The sequence below is a fragment of the Bacteroidota bacterium genome (genome assembly GCA_016720935.1).
GTDB lineage: Bacteria > Bacteroidota > Bacteroidia > AKYH767-A > 2013-40CM-41-45 > JADKJP01.
The window spans coordinates 544,984-568,655 of the sequence record JADKJP010000004.1; the positions used below are offsets into that span (position 1 = coordinate 544,984).

The 23,672-nt window shown below is 42.6% G+C and carries 16 protein-coding genes; 10 read left to right on the plus strand and 6 right to left on the minus strand.

Features of this window, described 5'->3' with window-relative positions:
- Positions 1 to 14 precede the first annotated feature (14 nt).
- The 3 genes from IPP86_06285 to frr all read left to right on the plus strand — a co-directional run bounded on the left by IPP86_06285 (position 15) and on the right by frr (position 2,399).
- The gene (locus IPP86_06285) at positions 15 to 851 is read left to right on the plus strand and encodes an elongation factor Ts (GenBank protein ID MBL0138126.1); all 837 of its coding nucleotides are present in this window, start codon (positions 15 to 17) and stop codon (positions 849 to 851) included.
- Positions 852 to 1,064: 213 nt separating this feature from the next.
- Positions 1,065 to 1,775: a UMP kinase gene (locus IPP86_06290; protein MBL0138127.1), complete on the plus strand. Its 711-nt coding sequence runs from the start codon at positions 1,065 to 1,067 to the stop codon at positions 1,773 to 1,775.
- Positions 1,776 to 1,841: 66 nt separating this feature from the next.
- The gene (frr, locus tag IPP86_06295) at positions 1,842 to 2,399 is read left to right on the plus strand and encodes a ribosome recycling factor (protein ID MBL0138128.1); all 558 of its coding nucleotides are present in this window, start codon (positions 1,842 to 1,844) and stop codon (positions 2,397 to 2,399) included.
- A 390-nt stretch (positions 2,400 to 2,789) separates the two neighbouring features.
- On the opposite strand, the gene IPP86_06300 is transcribed toward frr, so the two are convergent.
- Together IPP86_06300 and IPP86_06305 are read right to left on the minus strand one after the other, a co-directional pair.
- On the minus strand, positions 2,790 to 3,701 hold the full coding sequence (locus IPP86_06300) for a WD40 repeat domain-containing protein (protein MBL0138129.1): 912 nt from the start codon (positions 3,699 to 3,701) through the stop codon (positions 2,790 to 2,792).
- A gap of 273 nt (positions 3,702 to 3,974) precedes the next feature.
- Complete coding sequence (locus tag IPP86_06305; GenBank protein MBL0138130.1) at positions 3,975 to 5,000, minus strand: SPASM domain-containing protein; 1,026 nt, start codon at positions 4,998 to 5,000, stop codon at positions 3,975 to 3,977.
- 223 nt (positions 5,001 to 5,223) lie between these two features.
- Here IPP86_06305 and IPP86_06310 point away from each other — a divergent pair, with 223 nt between their 5' ends.
- The 5 genes from IPP86_06310 to IPP86_06330 all read left to right on the plus strand — a co-directional run bounded on the left by IPP86_06310 (position 5,224) and on the right by IPP86_06330 (position 12,821).
- Positions 5,224 to 7,119: a hypothetical protein gene (locus tag IPP86_06310; protein ID MBL0138131.1), complete on the plus strand. Its 1,896-nt coding sequence runs from the start codon at positions 5,224 to 5,226 to the stop codon at positions 7,117 to 7,119.
- A 1-nt stretch (position 7,120) separates the two neighbouring features.
- Positions 7,121 to 9,193 (plus strand): DUF3857 domain-containing protein, encoded by a 2,073-nt coding sequence (locus tag IPP86_06315; GenBank protein MBL0138132.1) that lies wholly within the window; start codon positions 7,121 to 7,123, stop codon positions 9,191 to 9,193.
- A gap of 200 nt (positions 9,194 to 9,393) precedes the next feature.
- Positions 9,394 to 10,317 (plus strand): DUF4349 domain-containing protein, encoded by a 924-nt coding sequence (locus tag IPP86_06320; protein MBL0138133.1) that lies wholly within the window; start codon positions 9,394 to 9,396, stop codon positions 10,315 to 10,317.
- 92 nt (positions 10,318 to 10,409) lie between these two features.
- Positions 10,410 to 11,960 (plus strand): DEAD/DEAH box helicase, encoded by a 1,551-nt coding sequence (locus tag IPP86_06325; GenBank protein MBL0138134.1) that lies wholly within the window; start codon positions 10,410 to 10,412, stop codon positions 11,958 to 11,960.
- A gap of 33 nt (positions 11,961 to 11,993) precedes the next feature.
- On the plus strand, positions 11,994 to 12,821 hold the full coding sequence (locus IPP86_06330) for a phytanoyl-CoA dioxygenase family protein (GenBank protein MBL0138135.1): 828 nt from the start codon (positions 11,994 to 11,996) through the stop codon (positions 12,819 to 12,821).
- 254 nt (positions 12,822 to 13,075) lie between these two features.
- Here IPP86_06330 and IPP86_06335 read toward each other — a convergent pair whose 3' ends face one another.
- Both IPP86_06335 and IPP86_06340 read right to left on the minus strand, forming a co-directional pair.
- Complete coding sequence (locus tag IPP86_06335) at positions 13,076 to 13,612, minus strand: polyisoprenoid-binding protein (protein ID MBL0138136.1); 537 nt, start codon at positions 13,610 to 13,612, stop codon at positions 13,076 to 13,078.
- Positions 13,613 to 13,728: 116 nt separating this feature from the next.
- Complete coding sequence (locus tag IPP86_06340; GenBank protein ID MBL0138137.1) at positions 13,729 to 14,268, minus strand: Crp/Fnr family transcriptional regulator; 540 nt, start codon at positions 14,266 to 14,268, stop codon at positions 13,729 to 13,731.
- A gap of 301 nt (positions 14,269 to 14,569) precedes the next feature.
- On the opposite strand from IPP86_06340, the gene IPP86_06345 reads away from it, so the two are divergent.
- Both IPP86_06345 and IPP86_06350 read left to right on the plus strand, forming a co-directional pair.
- Positions 14,570 to 16,174: a T9SS type A sorting domain-containing protein gene (locus IPP86_06345; protein ID MBL0138138.1), complete on the plus strand. Its 1,605-nt coding sequence runs from the start codon at positions 14,570 to 14,572 to the stop codon at positions 16,172 to 16,174.
- Between the two features lie 234 nt (positions 16,175 to 16,408).
- Positions 16,409 to 21,418 (plus strand): gliding motility-associated C-terminal domain-containing protein, encoded by a 5,010-nt coding sequence (locus IPP86_06350; protein ID MBL0138139.1) that lies wholly within the window; start codon positions 16,409 to 16,411, stop codon positions 21,416 to 21,418.
- A 175-nt stretch (positions 21,419 to 21,593) separates the two neighbouring features.
- On the opposite strand, the gene IPP86_06355 is transcribed toward IPP86_06350, so the two are convergent.
- Complete coding sequence (locus tag IPP86_06355; GenBank protein MBL0138140.1) at positions 21,594 to 22,568, minus strand: polyprenyl synthetase family protein; 975 nt, start codon at positions 22,566 to 22,568, stop codon at positions 21,594 to 21,596.
- 89 nt (positions 22,569 to 22,657) lie between these two features.
- Positions 22,658 to 23,599, minus strand: a complete 942-nt coding sequence (locus IPP86_06360; protein MBL0138141.1) for an NAD-dependent epimerase/dehydratase family protein — start codon at positions 23,597 to 23,599, stop codon at positions 22,658 to 22,660.
- Positions 23,600 to 23,672: the final 73 nt, after the last annotated feature.

Below are 23,672 nucleotides of genomic sequence, written 5' to 3' on the forward strand. Positions count from 1 at the left end.
AAAGGAGTACAAAAATGAGTACAGTAGCAATCAGTGCAAGTGACGTAAACAAACTCCGCCAGCAAACCGGCGCGGGAATGATGGATTGTAAAAAAGCCCTCACCGAAGCCAATGGAGATTTTGAAGCAGCAATCGATATCCTTCGTAAAAAAGGACAAAAGATCGCCGCTAACCGCCAGGATCGCGAAGCGAAAGAAGGTTATGTTTATGGTAAAGTAACAGCTGATGGCAAAACCGGAGTGGTTGTTGCAGTTTGCTGCGAAACTGATTTCGTAGCAAAAAATGCTGATTTCATTAAATACGGTGAATCTATCCTGGATCTCGCGATTGCAAATAAACCTGCAACTGCTGATGACCTGAAAAACCTGAAACTCGGTAACCAGACTGTAGGCGAAACCCTCATTGAACAAATGGGCAAAATCGGTGAAAAGATCGATGTGGTTGACTACCAACTGGTGAACGCTGAAAAAGTGATCGTTTACAATCACCCGGGCAACAAACTTGCTTCCATGATTGGATTTAGTGCTACTTCAGCGAACCTTGACGAAGCAGGACGTGACGTTGCCATGCAAACTGCAGCGATGGCTCCTGTAGCTATCGATAAAGACGATGTTGACGCAAAAACACTTGAGCGTGAAATCGAAATCGGTAAAGATCAGGCTCGTCAGGAAGGTAAACCTGAAAATATGATCGAGAAAATCGCTCTCGGTAAACTGAACAAATTCTATAACGAATATACCCTGCTCAACCAGGTCTTCATTAAGGACGAAAAGAAAACAGTCCGCCAGTACCTCGAAGGTATCGACAAGAACCTCAAAGTCACTGCAATGAAGCGGGTGAAATTAGGATAAGAAAAAAGAAAAAAAGAGAATCGAAAGGTTCTCTTTTTTTTTGCCCACAATTTTGGAACAGGGCAAGGGAGTAGAATTTAGTTTCAGACATTGAAGTAGTCGGGAGTACGGAGTCGGGAGTTAAATCAAAAATATTCAGTCACCAATCACCAATCCCATGTCCTGTCCCCAATAAAAAAAAATCCATAAATTAGCATTCGAAAACCACCTACTATGAAATACAAACGCATCCTTTTAAAACTCAGTGGAGAATCTTTGATGGGTGAAAAGGAATTTGGTATCGATCACGACCGTCTAAAAAAATATTCTGAAGACATCAAATCGGTAGTGAACATGGGCGTTGAAGTGGCGATTGTAATTGGGGGAGGAAACATTTTCAGAGGCGTGAACAATGATGTAGAAGATGTGATTGATCGCGTGCAGGGTGATTACATGGGAATGCTTGCAACAGTCATCAACAGCATGGCTTTGCAGTCGGCACTGGAAAAAATTGGTGTGAGTACACGCCTACAGTCGGCAATCAAAATGGAACAAATCTGCGAGCCTTATATCAAACGAAGAGCGGTACGACATCTTGAAAAAGGACGAGTGGTGATCTTCGGTGCCGGTACCGGGAATCCTTATTTTACGACTGACACAGCCGCTTCCCTGCGTGCTATCGAAATTGGTGCTGATGTAATCCTCAAAGGAACACGTGTCGATGGTATTTACAACGCGGACCCTGAAAAGTACAAGGACGCTGTCAAATACGATACGGTTACATTCGACGAAGTCTATGAAAAAGGATTAAAGGTGATGGATCTGACAGCCTTCACACTTTGTAATGAAAACAAAGTTCCGATTATCGTTTTCGACATGAACAAACCCGGAAACCTGATCAAGGTTCTCGATGGGGAATCTGTTGGAACACTGGTCGAATTCTAATATTACAGAAACCAAAATCTGATTGTCAATAGTATCATTTGCCTACAAAAATAAATTCCGATTATTATGCTGGACAACAATAAACTTCTGAATGATACCAAAGTGCACATGCAAAAAGCAATCGAGCACCTTGAACTGGAATTGTCAAAAATCCGTGCAGGCCGTGCCAATCCTGCCATGCTGGATAGCGTACATGTAGACTATTATGGAACCAATACTCCGTTGAGCCAGGTTGCCAATGTCAGCACCCCTGACGCGAAAACAATCGTTATTCAACCCTGGGAAAAATCCATGGTTGGTCCGATTGAAAAAGCGATACTTGCAGCCAATCTCGGATTCACACCGCAGAATGATGGTGTGGTTGTACGTATCAATGTACCTGCACTCACAGAAGAACGCCGGAAAGAACTGGTGAAGAAAACTAAAGGTGAAGCTGAACATTGCCGCGTTGCCATCCGCAATATCCGCAGAGATGCGAACGAACATATCAAGAAAGAATCAAAATCAGTTCCGGAAGATATTGTAAAGGATCTCGAAGACAGAATTCAGAAGATGACTGATCAGTTTATCGCCATGGTTGAAAAACACCTGGAGGCGAAGGATAAGGAGATTATGACGATTTGAGAATTTATGATTTTAGATTGATGATTTTAGATTGCTGATTGAAGATTGATAAGGATGATTATTTTTTTTGCAAATAATCATCTATCCTAAAAACAAGAAACCCCGGAGTTTCGTCCGGGGCTTCCTGATCAACAATTCAAATTACTTAACTTAAAACTTAACATGAAACACAGATAGTCTAACGGCGACTTTTGTTTCAATGTTACATTTTCAATTAATTTTTTTTGATTTATGTCCTGTTTATTCGTTTTTAATAAAAAAACAAAGATTTTTCCTTAATTAAATATTTATTATTTCGGGTTTCGAGTTCCGGGTTTCCGGTTGATGGAATAGATTTATAATTATTACAACCATTTTACTCTTGGCCATTTACCATTCACTACCAACATTTCAATCTTCAATTTTCCAGACCATCACTGCTCTGTCGTCACCGGCTGAAACGAGATAGTTGTTGTATTCCGTCCAGAGGATTTTATTGACGCTATTCAGGTGCCCGTCATACTTGTCCTTATCAATACGGGCAAGTATTTCAAAAGAAGAAGCATCCCAGATTTTAACCGTCTTGTCCCTGCTTGCAGTTGCAGCCATCTTTCCATCGGGAGAAAAAGCAATTCCATAAATCGCATAATTGTGTGCCGGGATGGATTCCAACAACTGATAAGACCTGGCGTCCCAGATATTCAAATGCGCGTCCCTTCCTCCGCTCATAATTATATCCGAAACAGGATGGTAGTACACAGTATTAGCAGATAAGTCATGAGCCTTGAACGCAAGTTTCAATTCCATGCTCAGAGGATCAAAGAACCGCAACATGCCGTCACCTGAGGCAATTGCCAGCTCAGTCCCATCCCGCTTCAGCTGGATACTCCTCACCTTTTCTTTGCAAAGCTCTATCGAGTACAATAGACTGAAATCATCCAGGGACCAAACCGCAATGGAGCCATCGCCGCTGGCAGTATACACTCTGTTATGTGTTGCTGAATATGCGATATCAAATATTCCATTTTTATGGTGCACCAGAAATTTTATCTCCTGTTTCTTTTCCAGATCTACAACATGCATTCCTCCTCCGGAAACACCGATCAACAATAACTGTCTCTCCGGAATATAACGTATCGCATATATGATAGAGCCAACATTCACAATCCCCTTTGGCGCCATACCATTGATCATATTCCATTCGGTTACCATTCTGTCACTACTCCCCGAGAAAAACAATTCAGGCGAGGTACTTTTTTCAAGTGTATAGACAGAGCCTTCGTGGCCTTTAAAGGTGTGGATTTTGGTGATGGAGAGAGGCATTTTGGAGAGCAGAGAGGGCGTGGGTGATTGTTGATTGTTGATTGCTGATTGTTGATTGTTGATTGATCAGCTTACCAATCTTAATGTAGACTTTATTGATTACTAAATATTAGTATTTAATAACTATTTATCTTTTATTGATAATTTATTTTTAATTTATAATATCTATAATTCTGGGGCTCGTATTCCTATTACATCACTAACAACTAACAACTAACAACCAACAACTAAGCACTAACCACTAAGGACTAACCACTAACCACTAAAATCCATTCACTCCGCCCAAACACGTGTGCCTTCAGAGCAATTCTTGCAGATATCAATTTCCTTCCGGCTTTTCATTAGTGAATTGCGAAATAGTTGATAGGATTCATTGTTCCAGATTTCCCGGAAGTTTTGGGTTCCGAGGTTGCCCATTTTATGTCCGGCGTCTTTATCGAAGCAACAGGGTACAATATTTCCGTCCCAGGTGATCACACAGGAGTGCCACAATTTCCAGCAGTGATTCAACAGTTTGTTTTTAATGGTATAGGTTCCGTCAGACTGCTGCCTGTATCGTGAATATTTTCCATTGTCCGGAATAAGGGCATTACCATTTTCATAGTCGTATACCTGAGCCGTTTTAAAAGCGACATCATCAACTCCCATTTCCTTTGCCAGCTTCTTCACTTCTTCCGTTTGATGTTCATTGGGCTTCACTACCAGGAATTGAAAAACAAGGTAAGGCGTACTTTTGTTCAATTGTTTTTTCCACTTCACGATATTCCTCGTTCCTTCCAGTACTTTTTCAAGCTTCCCTCCTATCCTGTATTGCTCATACGTTTCCTGCGTTGTACCATCAATCGAAATGATCAATCTGTCCAGGCCTGATTCAACTGTACGTTTTGCCATTTCATCATCGAGATAGTGCGCATTCGTAGATGTCGCGGTGTACATCTTTTTCCCGGCGGCATAGTTTACCATATCTAGGAATGCCGGATTTAGAAAAGGCTCACCCTGGAAGTAAAATGTGAGATACAAAACCCTGTCGTTTACCTCGTCAATCACCTTCCTGAAAAATTCAGGCTGTAACATTCCTGTCGGTCTTGTAAAAGAACGGAGACCACTCGGGCATTCAGGACAACGAAGATTACAGGATGTGGTAGGCTCGATAGAGATGCTTATCGGCAAAGCAGGATGCAACGCTTTTCCGGAAATACGGGACCAGTAATAGCTTGCCACGACAGAACCGGCATTCGTCAATCGACGAAAACTGAGTTTTGACAACAGATTCAGGATATCCCGGGGGTGCGTATTCATTCGGATCAGGACAAAGATGCATACAATTTTCAAGCTCTCTAAGCCTGAATAAGGCTCAATTCAAAGATTTCACCGCTAATAGTTAATGCAATGACCCTTAAAAATCCAACAGAATCAGGCCTCAGGAAGTTATTCAGTCTTTAACAATTCAATTCTCATTGGGATGCAAAGGCTAAAAAAATTGTCAATACCATCTTTTTATTATACTTGTAAAAAATAAAAAATGAGAGCTTTTCTATTGCTTCTGCTGCTTTTAACAGGCACCCAAACCTTTTCACAGGACAACGCCAAACTAGCCGCTGATTTACAAGCAAAATACAAAGATGCTCCGGTAGCGGTATTGAGTTCTGACATCAATTATGAATTCAGTAAGGATCCGAATCGGCCTCTGATAAAGGTGAGAGTAAAATCGACTGAAAAATATTTATCCCTGCGTTACAATTCAAAAATTGTCAAGACAGCTATTTACGATAGCAATTCAGAGGTAGAAAAGCTATCAGCGATCAGTTCATTAAAATTTGAAATCAGCGACCGGACAAAATATTGCGGGAAGTATACCACTGAAGGATATTTTTACGACGACAGTAAATTTTGCTCCATTGAATTATCACTTCATGAACTCGGTGAAGTATGGACTATATCATCTGAAAAATCCGTGAATGATTCAAAATACGAACCTTCCAGTTTTTTCCAGGATGAATATCCTGTTGTAAGCCGAAATGTTTCCTTTACCATTCCAACCAACATTGATATTGAATTACGGGAATTCAATTTCGCCGGAAATGCAATCACCAAATCCGAAACGGTGAAAGGGAATAATCGCATAGTAACGTTCTCCATTTCCAATCTTCCACCAATACAAAATGTCGGATACAAACCGGGCATACAGCACGACGCGCCTCATGTACTTATCCTTGTAAAATCTGTCAAGAACGGCACTCAAACACAGAATATCTTGTCGTCGGTAGAAGATTTATATGCATGGTATCATAGTCTGGTTTTGAAATTAAGCCCTAAACCTGAAGTATTCAAAGCAACTGTTACCAATCTCATTAAAGACAAAAAAACTGACGAGGAAAAAATCAAATCTGTCTTTTACTGGGTACAGGATAACATCCGCTACATCGCCTATGAGGACGGAATCGCCGGCTTCAAACCGGATGATGCTCAAAATGTATATGAAAAAAAATATGGCGATTGCAAAGGGATGGCCAACCTCACCAAAGAGATGCTAAAAGTTGCAGGATATGACGCGCGTCTCACATGGATCGGTACAAGACAAATCCTTTATGATTACAGTATTCCTTCTCTCGCAGTTGACAATCATATGATTTGCACCGTCATTTTAAATGACAAAAAATATTTTCTTGACGCGACGGAAGACAATATTCCTTTGGGAGATTACGCGGAGCGGATACAGAACCGTCAGGTGCTCATCGAAAATGGCGATAAATACATCCTTGATAAAGTTCCGGAATTCGACAAAGCCAGGAACCTCGAACAACACAATTATCATGTAAAAATCAATGGAGAACTGCTCGAAGGAAGTGGAAAATTCACACTACATGGTGAAACGAAAAAAGATTTTGTAACACGCTATACGCACACGCAGAATGATAAAAAAAGTGAATACCTGGAAGCGACTATCAACAGTAAAAAGTCAGACTTCAAAGTAAACGATATCAAAACAGGAGATCTGACTGAACGCAGCGGGCCGTTTGATATCGATTTTAAATTCACCATCGCGAATGCCGTGAGTTCTTTCAACAATGAAATGTACGTGGATCTTGATCCTGAAAAAGATTTCAAAAACGGTGAAATAAAAGAAGACCGGAGAGTTGATATTGATTTTGGAGAAAAGATCTACAAGAAGTACACGATTGAACTTGACGTACCTCCCGGCTACAACGTTACTACGATCCCAGAAAATCTAACCATTGCTGAGCCTGATTTCACATTTAATATCAGCTACACCAAATCCGGCAATAAAATAATTTACAAAAAAGAAATCTCTGTGAACACCGGCTTCATTCCAAAAACTCATTTTGAAAAATGGAATGAATCGGTAAAAAAATTAACCCAATCTTACGAAAACCAAGTCGTCCTTAAAAAGATCTGATATGCTGAAACGTTTTTTGAGTGCAACACTGTTGCTAACTTCTATTTTCCTGATCGCGAAAGCCGACTCGGATGAAGAGAAAAAAATAAAAGCCGAAATCTGGAACAATGCTCCGCCGGATTTCAAAGTTACACAGATACCCCAAAAATGGGAAAACGAATCTGCTGTAATCATCGCTACACAGCTGGATTATGCTTTGAAAGGCAGTAACGAAAAAGTCTTCTCTCACCATCGCGTGAAATTATTGGATAAGGCGGCGGTGAAGGAATTTTCCGAATTGTCATTCAATGAAAAATCTTTAAGCACCAATCTTTTTGGCAAAGCGAACAGCTATTCCTTTGTCGGTGTAAAAATCATCAAAGCCAACGGCACCGAAAAGGAAGTCGATCTCAGCAAAGCTGTAAAAGCGGATTCTGACAGTAAGAAAGAAATGAAATTCGCGGTTCCCGATCTGGAAGTAGGCGATATCATCGACTATTTCTCCGCGGGAAAACAGGACTACAAAGGATATACTCCTCCCGATATTTATGAAAATTTTCTTTTTGAAGGAGAATACCCTGTGATGAAGAGAATGGTTCAATTTCACTTGCCCAAATCGAATACCTTTTTCAGCAAAGTTTACAATGGAGCACCCGATTTTGTAAAATCAGAGGAAGGAAAACAAGTGACTTATTCGCTGGTGGATACCATGCGAAATAAATCCGAAGATTTGCTCTGGACATTTGATCATCGCACCAGTCCTGAAATACGCTATTTTAAATCTGATTATTATTCTTCCGGCATAACAAGTAAAGCAGAATCTTATGTTTCAGGCTACGATCCGAACCTTTCCAACATTGGTTTCATCATGGATTATTTTGAAGAAAATTTCAAAAATGAAACCGACGAACGAAAAATAGTAACTGAGTTGTTCTACCTGTTGCGTAACCCTTTGTATTTACAAGCATATTTCTACATCGAACCCGATCATCCGATGTATATTGATTACGACGGAGACTTGTTTTTTCGTCTGATCAACAAAGTGCTCATCAAAAAGAAAATCAGTCACAACATCATGCTGTTACCAAGCGCGGAAGTTGGTCCTTTGGCTGAACATTTAAACCTGAGTACTTGCGATGCTGTCATCCGGGTGAACACTACACCTCCGATGTACATCGGCAGGGTTGCTCCATTTTTAATGGTCAATGAAGTGCCGGCGAGCCTGGAAGGAATGGAAGGAGTTGTCGGATCCGTATGGCCGCGAAAATTTCCGGACAATGATCACAGTAAATCGGTGCCCACCTCTACCATGGAGAAAAACACCACTGTCACCACAATGAATGTGAGCCTCAATTCAGGTGACAACTCGAAGCTGGATGTCAAACGGAATACTGTTTCCAAAGGACATAATAAACGAGCGCACCAGTATATCGCTGTTACCAATTATGATTACCTCAAGGCTTATGATCAACCAAAATATCAGGCCAAGAGCTCTCACCTGATGTCTTCGATTCTAAAAAAGTACAATGAAGAAAAACAAAAACTGGAACAAAGACAGGCGCAGGATTACAACACACGTGACAACAAGCTGAAAGAAGATATTGAGAGCAGCATGGAAGTAAAAGTAAGTGATTACAAAAATTTCAAACTGAAATCCCTTGGCATGTGGGAAGAATCTCCCAATGTTGAATATGCTGATGATTTCACCATTGAAAATGTCACCAAAAAAGCAGGTCCAAATTACATTCTTGAGCTTCCGAAATTAATTGAACAACAAACAGAAGTAAAAGAAAAACAAAAACAGCGTGACCGTGACATTTACATGAATTACGCCCGTTCATTTGTCAATGAAATTAATTTCACGATCCCGGATGGCTATTCCGTGGAAGGTCTTGAAAATCTCAACAAGGAAGTGAAAAACAATACCGGTGGTTTTATTGCAACAGCTAAAGTCGAAGGAAATACATTAAAGATCACCACGAAGAAATATTACAACAGCAATTATTTTCCAAAAAGTGATTGGCCGAAAATGGTTGACTTTCTGAATGCCGCCGTGGATTATACAAAAGCAAAAGTTTTATTGAAGAAAAAATAAAAACACTTTCTTCCATCTAAAAGCTGTCCGGGCCCCGGGCAGCTTTTTTTATGCTTGAAATACTGGCTAATTGCTTCTTGATTTTTTTGATCTCCGGATCTCCTGTTTTTTTTAGTTCAGCTTATGGATTTCCTGACAATCCGGCTCTATGGATAAGATTATTCTTCTCCTTTCTTCCTTATCCAAACAAACCAAACCCTATGAAATCCAAAAGCAATTCTCTTGCTCTCTTGTTCATTTTGACTTTTCTCTTAGCCTGTAATCATGCTGACAATTTCAAACAACAGGCTACCGAGGTTTCAGTAAATGCAGAAGCATCTCAGGTTCCACCCTCAATTGAACAGGGGAATGGATCATCGCCCGGCAAACGAAAATTCATCCGTACAGCCGACCTGAAATTTATGGTAAAAGATGTCAGTCAGGCAACTTCTGTCATCGAACAAACTGTCCGGGAATTTGATGGATTTGTGATCCATACAAACCTGCAGAGCACTATCGACAATAAAAACCTGATCCCGGTTTCAGCGGATTCTTCTCTGGAAACAACCACTTATACAGTCAACAACGGAATGATCCTCCGCGTACCCAATAACCGACTAGACACCACGCTGAAAGCAATTGCCGCGCTGATTGATTACCTGGATTACAGAACGATAAAAGCGGAAGATGTCGCCTTGCAAATTCTCACCAACAAAATGACAAGAGAACGCATACAGAAATCAGAAGGACGGATATTGAATGGATCGTTGACAAACCAACAGAAGGTCCGGCCTCAAATCGATGGGGAAGATTTTGTCCTGAACCATGAACATGAGGCGGATGAAGCCTTGTTAAACAATCTCTCTCTGGAGGACCGCGTGAATTACAGCACCATCAATTTGTCGATTTACCAAAGACAGGTATTGCGTAGAGTATTGATTGCGAATGATAAGAACATCGAAGCTTTCAAACCGGGCCTGGGCAGCAGGATCATGGCAGGTTTTGCATCAGGATGGGTGATCCTGGAAAACATTCTGGTTTTCTTCGCCGAAAAATGGAGTATTATCGTTCTCCTCCTGCTCATCGTTTTTATCTACAGGTTCCTGATACGAAAAACAAAGACTTTACAGCGGGCTGTAGAATGAGCCCGGGAGTTTCGGACAATCTCTTTTGATTGACTATCTTTACAGGAATTTCAGAAAGCCCGATTTCCCTCATTTTGCAAGGCCAGGAACCGATAGAAGCACCCGAAAAGTACTTCGGTAAGCAATTGTATGCTTATCAGGAAAAAGCTATTGAAGAAATTTTCAAGAGGCTCAAGGACCATCCTGTCAGGCACAACCTCTTGTACCAGCTGCCAACCGGCGGTGGTAAAACGGTTATTTTTTCTGAAATCGCAAGAAGATACATCGCGGAGACCGGAAAAAAGGTTCTGATCCTGACCCATCGTGTAGAATTGTGCGGACAGACGCATCAGATGCTGAATGAATTTGGCGTCACGAATATGATCATCAGTCGGGAGGTAAAGGAATTACCAGTCCCGAATGAATTCATGTGTTTTGTAGCGATGGTGGAAACCCTGAACAACCGGTTGCGCGATAAAATTCTGGATCTGGACAATATCGGGCTGATGATTGTCGATGAAGCACATTACAATTCTTTCGGAAAGTTGTTCAAGTTTTACGAAAAGGGTGTCATTCTTGGTGTGACAGCGACTCCATTGAGTTCCAACATCAATCTTCCGATGAAGGACAATTACGATGAGTTGATTGTAGGTGAATCCATTTCATCCCTCATTCAAATGGGTTTTCTCGCTAAAGCGACTACATATAGTTACCATGTCGGTCTGACCTCACTGAAAGTTGGAATGAATGGTGATTACACAGTGAGTTCTTCCGAGCGATTGTACAACAATCACGCGATGCAGGATAAACTGCTCAGTGCATACAAGGAGCAAAGCCTGGGTAAAAAGACACTTATTTTCAATAACGGTATCGCGACATCACAGTATGTATATGCAACATTTCATGAAGCCGGTTTTAAAATCAGGCATCTTGACAATACACATACACCGAAAGAACGAAGAGAAATATTGCAATGGTTTCGCGAAAAACCTGACGCGATTTTAACTTCGGTGAGTATTCTCACAACAGGTTTTGATGAACCGACTGTGGAGAGCATTATTCTGAACAGAGCGACAAAATCACTCACACTGTATTTCCAGATGATTGGTCGTGGTTCACGTGTACTTCCAAACAAAACCGAATTTACGGTTATTGACCTTGGCAATAACCTGAGCCGTTTTGGGTTGTGGGATGCTGAAGTCGACTGGTATAGAATCTTCAGAAATCCGGAGGCGTATCTTGCCGGACTTTGGAGTGACGAAGAAATTGAGAAGCATTACAAATATGTGATGCCTGATGAATTGCGGGCAAGGTTCAGCAAATCTGAAAATATAGATTTTGATATCAAGGCAGAACATCAGCGTGTGATGAAGGATGGCCTTCGTCCAAAAGTTGTAATCGAACGTTCGATCGAACAACATATCCGCATTTGCCAGGAAAACAGTAATGATCTTGAAGAAGCTGTTTCGCTTTCCGATCTGCTCCGCGAAGAGATTGAATACCGTGTACGGGTGTTTACCCATTGCCTGAGCAAGACTTCCGAAAGTTATGTGAAGTGGCTGCAGGAAGACTACAAACGAAAACTCAAAGCCAGTCTGCTTCGGAATTCAGAACATCATATGGACGAAAATTATGATGATAGTCTGGATGAAGGTGAATTATAAATTAACCTGATTTTTTCATATAGTTTTTTACTCATGAATTCACTATTATCAAAATTTCAGCAGGATGGTTTTTTAGTGCTGAAAGATTTTAATACTGCTGAAGAATGTGATGCATTGATGCATCGTGCTGAATCGCTTTCGAGAAACTACAATTTAGAAGGTCATCCTTCTGTTTTTCAAACCACCAACCAATCCGCATCAACCGATAATTATTTTCTGAATTCAGGAACAAACATTTCTTTTTTCTTTGAAAAGGACGCGTTTGATGAAGACAAAAAACTCAAAACCGATGTATTTAAATCTTTGAACAAAATCGGGCATGCGATGCATGATCTGGATCCTGTGTTTAATTCTTTTTCACGATCACCGCAATTGAAAAAATTAGCGGAAGAATTGGGAATGCAGGATTACGTGATCATCCAGAGTATGGTTATCTTCAAACATGCCAGGATTGGCGGTGTGGTGGATGTGCATCAGGATTCAACTTTTCTGTATACTGAACCTGACAGTTGCATTGGTTTTTGGTTTGCGCTTGAAGACGCTACAATTGAGAATGGTTGTTTGTGGGCAAAACCCGGTGGTCATAAAACATCCCTGAGATCGAGATTTCGTCGGAAGGAAGAAGGAGGTACAGAAATGCTCATGCTTGATCCGGAAGAATTCTCTCTTGAAGGAATGATTCCTTTGGAAGTAAAAAAAGGAACCTGCATTGTATTGCACGGATTACTTCCACATTACAGCAAACCCAATACCAGCGGGCGATCCAGACAGGCCTACTCTATTCACACTATCAATAAGCACGTGAATTATCCTGCAGACAACTGGCTTTTTAGGGATATTAATGAATTGATGGGGTTTTGAAGGAAGGGACGGGGGACGGGGGACGGGAGTCGGTAATTGGGTGGCGGGTGAATAAATTTGTAATTCGAAAATGGTTATTGAGTTAATGGGTTATTAAGTTATTAGGTTATTAAGTTATTGGGCTTGGCTTCAGATTAGGGTTTTTATAGAATACCAGCGTAAGACAAATTCGTCCCCGGTCCCTTGCCAAAAAAAAGGCTGTTAGAGTTCGCAGCCCTCTAACAGCCAAACAATAAAACCCCCACTCACTCCAATTAAGCCAGTTTGATGAATTGCATTTCTGCATTCATTTTCACATCATCGCTCACCAAAACGCCGCCGGCTTGAAGCGCGGCATTCCAGCTCAATCCCCAATCTTTACGGTTAATTTTTCCTGCAACAGAAAACCCGGCTTTTTCATTGCCATCGGGATCTGTTTTTATTCCTCCAAATTCCACTTCCAGAAATACTTCTTTGCTGATACCTTTAATCGTTAATAAACCATTCAATTTATAATTCTCATCATCCAATTTCTCAAAAGAAGTTCCTTTGAATTTCAATTGCTTGAAATTTTGAGCATCAAAGAAATCCGCGCTTCGCAAATGACCATCTCTTTCGTCATTATTTGTAAAAACTGAATCCGCTTCAATAACAGCATTCATGGAAGCATCACTAAAATCAGAACCACGGGAACAAAGTACAACATCAAATTTTCTGAATTCTCCCCTGATACTTGTAATCATCAGGTGCTTCACTCTAAAAACAAGTTCACTATGCAATGGATCCAAAACCCATTTTGTTTGATGTTCCATCCGTCAGCCGGTATCATTCCTGCACGTACTTAAATTGATGATACAAAAATCCGGTGAACTTTAAATTTTTGCATTCACATAGGTTAACAAATGACGAAAAAAACAAACCTTAACAATCACTTCTTTTGTGCTCTTTCCTTACGGATCCGGCTAAGAGATTGCGGTTTGATCCCAAGATAAGAGGCGATGAGATACTGAGGTATTCTCTGAATCAGCAATGGATTTTTTTTCGCGAATTCCTCGTAACGTCTTTCGGCCTCTTCACTATTGGTGATTGCGAGACGATGTTGCAGTGAAACATAAGCGTTTTGAATAAGAATTCTGAAAAATCTTTCCATGACCGGGATGGTATCGCAGGCTTTCATAAAGTTTTGTCGGTTCAACACCACTACCTGTAAGGGCTCAAGTGCTTCAAGTGTAAAAATTGATTCCTTACCAGAGAAAAAACTATAGAGATCCGAAATCCAATATCCTTCCAAAGCAAATTGAACTACATGTTTGTCGCCTTTTATATTGGTTATATAGGACACACATGAACCTTTCAAAACAAAGTAGATGTAATTACATATTTCTCCCGGCTCAGTCAGATAAATTTTCTTGTCAAAATTTTTTACAAAAAACAATTCTGAGAATGCGGAAAATTCCTGTTCTGTCACAGGCCGCCCTGCGGTTTTTTCAATGTTATTTTTTAAAAGTGTGTACATGAATAAAAGTGAAATGCAAAACCCGAAAAAAAACAGCAAATAACGCACTCAATCCCGAACACATTTCAATCCTAAATAGTATCGCGAAAATTGAAGCTATGCTAATTTACATTTTATTCCGGAATTTCAGAATAAAATTTTAATTAAGTTAAATAATTCAGATGGTTTAACCAATCCCTTGTTTAAAACTGGACTTATCACATGAATTCCGATCAATTTCTTAGATTTACATTAACATGAAATCTTAATCAACATGAAAAGTTTCATTTTTCTTTTCTCTCTTGTGTTTTTCTTTTGTTCTGAAAATTTGAATGCACAGAATCAATTGCAAACCTGGACCGGAATTATCGATACAAGTTTTAACAATCCCGGAAACTGGATTTCCAGCGGCAGTGTACAAACTCCTGATTGTTCCATCGATATATTGATAGTACCTGCGACAAATCAACCTGTAATTTCAGGAAACCAATCTGTCGGGTCAATAGACATTCAGGCCGGTGCAACATTGAAAATAAAGAGCAACGCATCGGTATATACATGTGGCAACATTGCAAACAATGGTTCAATAATTGCTGAAAATTCTTCAACCATCATTTTACAAGACACAAGCACACAACACCTTTCGGGAAATCTTATTGGAACAAATAGTCTGTACCAACTGATCGTTTCCAAAAGCAACGGAAGTATCGAAGCTGACACAAACATTGAAATCCGAAATGATTTATCACTTTCAAATCCAACATCTGTTTTTCGACTGAACAGCAACTCACTTTATCTCGGCGGTAGTTTGTTGAACAATATTGGTCCTTCAAATTTCATTGCATCAAATACCGGTCATGTACATTTTAATGGCAATACAAATCAGGTAATTTTTAGTTTTTTCAATGAGAATGTTTTGATTGATACAGTCAGTATAGAAAAACCAAACGGAGATGTCATTCTAAGCACTCATGCAGGCAACCTGGTAGTCGGAAAAAAACTGAATCTGGTTTCCGGAAAAATTTTTACAGGAATTCAGGAAGTAGAGATGCTGAATGTTGATACAGCTGCTGTGTCAAATGGGAATTTATTTAGTTATGTACTGGGCAACTTACGTCGTCAAATTGATTACAGCCTTACTTTACAATTACCGGCAACTTATTTCTTCCCTGTAGGTGGTACTTTTTATGAATTGCTGGAGATCAGACTGAAATCCATTCTTCATCCACATACTCTTGTTGTTCGTTTTGAAGGTTCCCCAGTGCTGCCGGGATTAAGTCCATCAGCAAACAACTGCGACAATACGTACGATTTGGTAAATCATCTCGATCATGGCTATTGGAGAATTTTAAAAGACAGTAATCCTACAGGCATTTTTGAAATCGGATTGCATAACATTGGATATACGAATAATGCCGGAGCTTACTGGACGGTTGTGGAGCAAGACACCAATAATTTTCCTCCGGGAGTATATGACTGGCAACTTAATGGTGTTTGTGTGGTTGGTAGCACCAACATGTTAACTCTTCGTGATTCTATGACAGTTTTCAATAAATACTATGCTGTAGCACAGGGAGTAATTCCCTACACCGGGTTGAGTGATCTCGGCACGAATTCATGTGTCCGGTGTGGAATTTTCCCTAACCCTGTCCCCAGAGATCGGGTAGCAACCTTGCGATTGTTTTCTAATCATCAACAAACCGTGCACCTGGAGATTTTCGATCCGCAGGGAAAGTTGGTAGACAAACACCCAATTGCCCTGAATTCCGGAGAAAACGAAATCCCGTTGAATGTTCATGGATTTTCTCCCGGTGTTTATTTCATAAAAACGAAATCAGCAAGTGAGAATTTCCCCGTCATGAGACTTGAGATGGAGTAAAAAAGACATTTTTTTCCTGGACAGAGAGTGCAACCTCGTCCTTAAAAAATCAGCTGAAAAGGATCTGCAGTTATCATCAATATTCCGAATAAATTTTTCAGGCCAGCCGCGGTTAGTACAATTCGCATTTACATAACTAACAAAGCGAAAAATTTGTATGTTAATAAGTCATTTTCCCTATGAAAAAGCCTTTGAATGGTTCAGGGTATCTTAGACCCTTGAATCAAAAATTGAATGCGGAAATTATACTTCTTCTTAATCCTGATCATCCTTGCCACAAAGGCGAATGCCCAGGATGACTGCTCCTTTGCAACGCCACTCTGTGGCGGCTTTCAGGCACAAGGCTCTACCGTTGGAACAACTCTGGCGGTCAATGACCCTGCCCTTGATTGTGGCGACAATACCGTAAACAACAGTGTGTGGTTTACTATTGATGGTATCAACAATGGAATCGCAACGGTGGTGGTTTCCGGAATTGACAACAATCCGGGACTTGAAATGGAAATTTACACCGGCGGCTGTGGTTCACTGGCTCCTGTAGCCGGCGCCTGTACCTCCGGAAACGGACCGGCAGGAAGTATGACCCTCAACTTTGCAGTCTCATCCGGAATCACGTATTACATCATGGTAGACGGGAGCGCCGGAAATGAAGAGGCATTTACAATCGTTGCTACTGCTACCAATAACGCGATCGTTGGTGCTCCGCAAACTCAGTTCACCACCAATGTCCTTCGGGGTTGTACGCCACTGACTTTTTCCGTCATCAATCAAACGGTTCTTTATGGCGGAACAAACATCACTTACGACTGGACCATTGATACCGGAACTCCTATCCCGGGGTCCGGACTGGATACCAATTTTACTCTTGCCGGTGTTGGTCAGCACAACGTTTTGCTGAATGTATGCAATGACGAATGCGGTTGTGTGGGATCTACACGTTCTGTAACCGTGCAGGAACTTTACCCTGTGATCGATGCGACTCCTACCCTGTCTTGTCTGGGTACTCCGGTAGATTTCTCCGGGTCAGCCTCCATCCTGCCTGCATTTCCACCGACAAATCCTAATGTCACTCTTTGGCAATGGAATTTTGGTGACCCTAATTCCGGCGGATCCAATACTGCGACCGGTCAGAACGTACAACACACCTTCGTCGGACCGGGAAATTCATTCACCGTCACCCTTACTGCCAATGGAACTTGCGGACCGGAAGTTACCACGCAGGTAATTACCATGCGTCCAAAACCTGTCATCGATCCCGGAGCTCCGCAAACGGTTTGTGAGGATCAGGATTTCAACCTGAGCGCGACGGTTAGCAATGGTTCTTCTCCAATCCTGTACAACTGGGGCGGCCCCGGAATTTTCTCTTGTCCAACCTGCTCCACGACTACTCTCAGTGGCGTTCCTCCGGGAGGTCCATATTCTGTGACGATTGATATCATCGATTCTATTGGCTGTACCGCCGACACAACTGTTGATGTAACCGTAAATCCAAAACCCCTCATCAGCGCGGGGCCTGATCTGCAGGTTTGCCGTTACGATGTGGTCGCGATTGATGCCTTTCCAATAGCAGGTACACAGCCATTGTCATACACCTGGACTCCATCCACCGGGCTTGTCAATGATACATTGGCGAATACTTTCGCGACAGTTTCCGCGCCGATCACTTATTGTGTCACTGCTGTCGATCCTATCGGTTGTACATCGGATCCTGCATGTGTGGATATCGCACTGTACCTTCCTCCAACCATCACACCCACTACGGCAACACTTTGTGCTTCACAACCTGTTTTGCAAAATGATTTTGTCATTGCCGGAATAGCTCCCGGCTCTCCGATTTCCTGGGTCTTGTCACCGAATTATTCTTTGATCACAAATTCAAGCCCTGATTCATCCGACATCACGGTTACATTTCCTCCCGGGATAGCGGCCTCTTACTCCTTCACAGCCATTGTAGATGACTCGAACACAGGTTGTCGTGATACTGTTTCAACTTCCTTTACAATAACACCCGGACTGAACATGAGTATCAGTGGAGCCACTCAAATCTGTGAAGGTGACGCGACACCCTTAACAGCCAGCGGAGCCACTACTTACAGCTGGAGTTCCACACCGGCCTATACTTTTGCGGATCCCACTCAGGCGGTACAAAATGTGAACCCGACAGTCACGACGACATTCACAGTGAGTGGTACCACCGGAAGCTGTACCGATCAAACGACACATGTTGTTACGGTCAATGCAAAACCTGTTTCAGCAGTTGCACCCATCCCACCCTTCTGCGGATGCGACACAGTGACATTGAACGGAACAGGCAGTACACCGGGAATGACATATTTCTGGATCAGCGCGATCGGTTATATTGTCGCTGCACCGAATTCACTGAACACTACAGTTATTCCTTGTTCGAATGATGTCATGACTTTGCGTGTGACTGATCCTGCAACAGGATGTTTCCGCGACAGTGCAGTCAATGTATCATCAAGGCCGAAGCCAAATTCCGTTGCGAATGTTGTCCCCAACCTGATTTGTAATGGCGTTTCAACAGTTATTGCTCTGGATGGAACCGGCAGCAACACCAGTTCAAACACTGTTTACGATTGGTCCAGCAACAGCATCGGTGTACCGATTACAGACACCACCGCTTTTTCTACGACTGCCACTGTTGGCGGGACGACAGTATTTTATCTCACTGTAACAGATTCACTCGGTTGCGATTCTACCGCAACAGATACTGTAAACATTTATCCTGTTCCGACTTTCACTGCAAGCAATCCATTCATTTGTACTTCTGATCCGGTATTGCAATCCATTCTCAGTGTCAATGGCGCGACGCCGGGTTCAAATTTCAACTGGACCGTAATCCCCGGTTGTGTATCACCTTCATCGAGTTCAAATGCAACAGATACTTTTGATTTTTCAACCTGTGGACCCAATGTCTATAACTTCGCTGTCACTGTAACGGATATTGGAACCAATTGCATCAGCAGCCTGAATCAGGACATCACCGTTCTCAGTGGTGTTGTACTCAGTGTATCATCAGATCCGACAATTTGCGAAGGAGATTCGGCTACCTTGTTTGCAAGCGGAGCGAATACCTATTCCTGGAGCAACGGATACACAACGGATACCATTCGTGTTGGCGGGTTGACTGCTGCCGGTTCACCTCACACATTCACGGTCACCGGCTCTGTGGGAACATGTAACGACAGCAGAACAATCAATGTCTTTGTAAATCCAATTCCTGCAACAGGACCGATTACAGGATCCATTTCTGTTTGCGCGAATGACACAGCGGTTTCTTATGCCGTCAGTCCGACAGGCGGAAATTACACCTGGAGCATTACCGGTGGAACGATCGACAGCGGACAAAACAGCGACAGCATTGTTGTCAGCTGGGATTCTGCAGGAGTCGGAACATTGAGTGTTGTGGATACAAACGCATTTGGTTGTCCGGGACCCGTGCAGACATTAAACGTCACCATCAATCCGTTGCCGGATTCCTCCAACGCGATCCAGGGTCCATCACCGGTTTGCGAAAACAGCATTCAAACCTATTTCGTGAACGCGAATGCCGGATCGAGCTATGTATTTTTTGCCACCGGAGGAACACTGCTGAGCCAGGCGAATAATCTTGTTACGATTCAATGGCTTTCAGCCGGACTTGGAACAGTGACCATGTACGAAGTAAACGCGACGAATTGTATCGGACCTGTTTTGAATTACGATGTCGTTATCAATCCGCGCCCACAACCCGCGGCGATTGATGGACTTGCGTCTGTTTGCGACAGCAGTACCGAAATTTATACCGTACCATTCAATGCAGGCTCTACATACAACTGGTCTGTAATTGGCGGAACGATCACCAACATCAGCGCGAACCAGGATAGTTTGCAGGTTTACTGGGCAGGTTCAGGAACATCCTCTGTTGATGTGAGTGAGACTAACTCTTTCGGTTGCACGAGCGATACGACAACCATCAGTGTGGCGGTCAACATTCGTCCGCAGGCAATCGCTCAGCCCGACTCAGCAACAATTTGTCAGAACAATGCTTTCCAGATTTCAGGAAATGTCAACATCGGAAATATCCTCTGGACCTCTTCCGGTACGGGAACATTCAGCGATTCAACAACTGCTTCTCCGATGTACACGCCAAGTGCTCAAGATACCGGTTACATCACCCTGACAATGGTAGTATCGAGCGCGCCTTGTGAAAACGATACCGCGGATGTTGTTTTGTATGTTTCGCAGGCACCTGTTGTTACGGTTAGCGGAACGCTCAACACTTTGTGTTACGGACAAGTGGATACCATCTCCGCGACCGGAGGTGGTACTTATCTGTGGATGCCGGGCGGGTTCAGTGATTCAACGATCATTGTTCAGCCACTTGTGTCTACACAATACACAGTGACAGTAACCAACAGTTTCAACTGCGCGACAACGGATACACTCGATGTAACAGTGATTCCTCCAGGAATTCCGAGTGCCGGTCCGGATCTTCTGATTTGTTTGGGTGACAGTGTGCTCTTAAACGGTACACAGCAGAATGCAGGTGGATTAATCTGGTCAACATTGGGCAACGGGACCTTCTCGCCGGCGAATAACATTCCAACGCCTTACTATGTTCCGGGAGCGGCTGATACATCTGCAGGCTTTGCGCAAATTGTACTGACAACAACCGGTGCCTGCCTGAACCTCACCGATACATTGTTGCTTAACATCACGGGTATCCCTTCTGTGAATGCCGGTCCGGATACGGTGATTACATCCGGCCCGACATCCGGCGTGAGTCTTCCGCTTACACCACTGGTAATAAATTCACCGGGAGTAATCTGGACAAGCACAGGATCGGGAACATTTAGTCCGAGTGATACAGCGGTCAATGCAACGTATACGCCCAGTGAAGCGGACTTTGGATTGGATTCCATTTTCATCACTGTTACAACTACAGGTGGATGTATCACGGCAAGTGATCGATTCAAAATAGAATTCACACTGTTCACAATTCCAAACGTCTTTACTCCGTATCCAAACTCACCGGGCTTCAATGATTATTTTGAAATCAAAAATTTACCGGTTAACAGCAAACTGAAAATCTGGGATCGATGGGGACTGGTTGTTTTTGTAACCGACAACTATCGCAACGATTGGGACGCGGCTCTTTTAAAATCGGACATCTATTACTACCTCCTGACATTGGAGAATGAAAAGGAATATCATGGGTGGATTAGGGTGCAGCGGGATTGATTTTCGGTGGTTAGTGCTTGGTGGTTGGTGCTTAGTGGTTGTTGGTTGTTGGTTGTTGGGAGGGCTGGGCTTTAATTAAAAAAAACAAACTTTAATTCGTACACCAAATCATTGCGCTCTTTGCGCCTTTACGAGAAAATATTTCGCGCAAAGGCGCAGAGGGCGCAAAGGTTTTTTAACTTTCTCGTTGCATGAGTTGTTGGGCCCAGTGGAAAAGGATTTCTTTTTTGCTTTTCTCCGCTTGAATTTTTTCAAAAGATTCCATGGATGCCTTAAAATATTTTTCCATCTCTTTTTCCGCTGCCTGGCGGATGTGGAGGGATTCGTAAATTGCTTTGACGGCTTTTACTTTTTGAACAGGATCAAAATCTTTTTTAGTAATCCAGTCGGTTAATTCCTGTTGTTGTTTTCCTTGCGCAGTGGACAATGCCGTGAGCAGGAGAAATGTTTTTTTATTTGCAAGAATGTCTCCTCCTACCTGTTTGCCGAATTTTCCGGCATCAGCATAAACATCGAGGATGTCGTCGTGCAATTGAAAAGCGATGCCAAGATTTTTTCCAAAATCATAAATGAGATTTGCATCCGCCTGTGAGGCTCCCGCGAGGATGGCACCGATTTCGAGAGAACAGGCGAGCAACACGGCAGTCTTGAGCGTGATCATGTTGATGTACTCCGGAATACTCACATCCCCACGCGATTCAAAATTCATATCGAGTTGCTGTCCTTCACAAACCTCCACCGCAGTTTTGTGAAAGAGATTCATCACCGGGCGAAGATGTTTGTCTTCCACCTGCATCATGAGCTCACAGGATTTCACAAACATCGTATCACCGGAGAGGATGGCGATATCGGAATTCCAGCGTGTGTGTACTGTCGCCTGCGCACGACGCAGCGGAGCCTTGTCCATGATGTCGTCGTGGAGCAGGGTGAAATTGTGGAACATTTCGATTCCAAGTGCCGGAGTAGTAATCGTAAACGGATTTCCGCCAAACAGCTCATTCGCCATCAGCATCACAGCCGGCCGCACTCTTTTACCACCAAGCGTAAGCATGTAGCGGATCGGTTCGTACAGTTCGGGAGGGTTGTTGCTGAAGGAAATTTTCCGGATTTCCTCTTCTATCAGTTCCTGGAAAAATTTCGGGCTGTGCATGGCGTAAACATACGGAATTCAGGGCAACCCAAAAAGATCACATGACGGAGAATTGTATTCTCCGCGAAAATTTTTCTCACCGGAAAAACTCAGGAAAGCACGAAGTGATTGTTGCGCAGGATGATTTTCAGACCATCTTCAAGCGGCGTGAATTCACGCTGTAGCAGTTCACGCATGACAGTGATATCCGGCTTACGGCGGCTCATATCGCCTTCTTTGAGCGAAGGCATGTGCACTATGTTCGAGCGGGAATTGGTCACTTTCACGATGACTTTTGCAAGATCAAGGACAGAAATTTCCTGATCGGTACCGATGTTGCCCACATCATTGACCAGTTGATTGTTGTAAAAAGCGTTGCAAGTCGCGTCGAGGTGATCTTCGATATAACAGAAAGTACGCGTCTGGCTTCCATCTCCGTAAATGGTGATGTCTTTGTCTTTGAGAGCGGCATTTAAAAACTTCGAGATCACGAAATCGGTACTTTGTTTCGGACCGTAAGTATTGAACAAACGGAAGATCGTAAAGTCCAGATCGTATTCACGTTTGAAAGAACGGAGATACGCTTCGCCCACGTTCTTCACAATCGCGTAAGGCAATCGGGAATTGAGCGGAGTGGTGTGTTCGTTCTGAGGGTATTCGACAGGTTCGCCATACACCTCGGAAGAAGAAGTATAGAAAACACGTTTGGTACCCGTGTTCTTTGCAAGATTGAGAATATTGTTGATCCCTTTGATGTCGTTGAGCACCATCACCGGGTGAGCCAGCGTACGTTTCACACCAACTACCGCGGCATAGTGAAACACGTAATCAAAGCGCCAGGACAGGAAAATGCTGCTGATGTCTTTGAGATCATTGACATCGGCTTTGATAAATTTCACATTCTGGTGAATGGACTTAGGCACTTTCGCGTGCGAACCTGTGAGCAGGTTATCGACGATTACGACAAAATTGTCAGGGTCACGCGCCAGGCGTTCAGCGAGGCTGCTTCCAATAAAACCGGCACCACCTGTAATGAGTATTTTTCGTGTCATAATCCCGTTTTTTGGTTAAACAAAAGATTGCAGCCTCAAAGATTGAAATATAATTATGTCGCAATTTAGGATT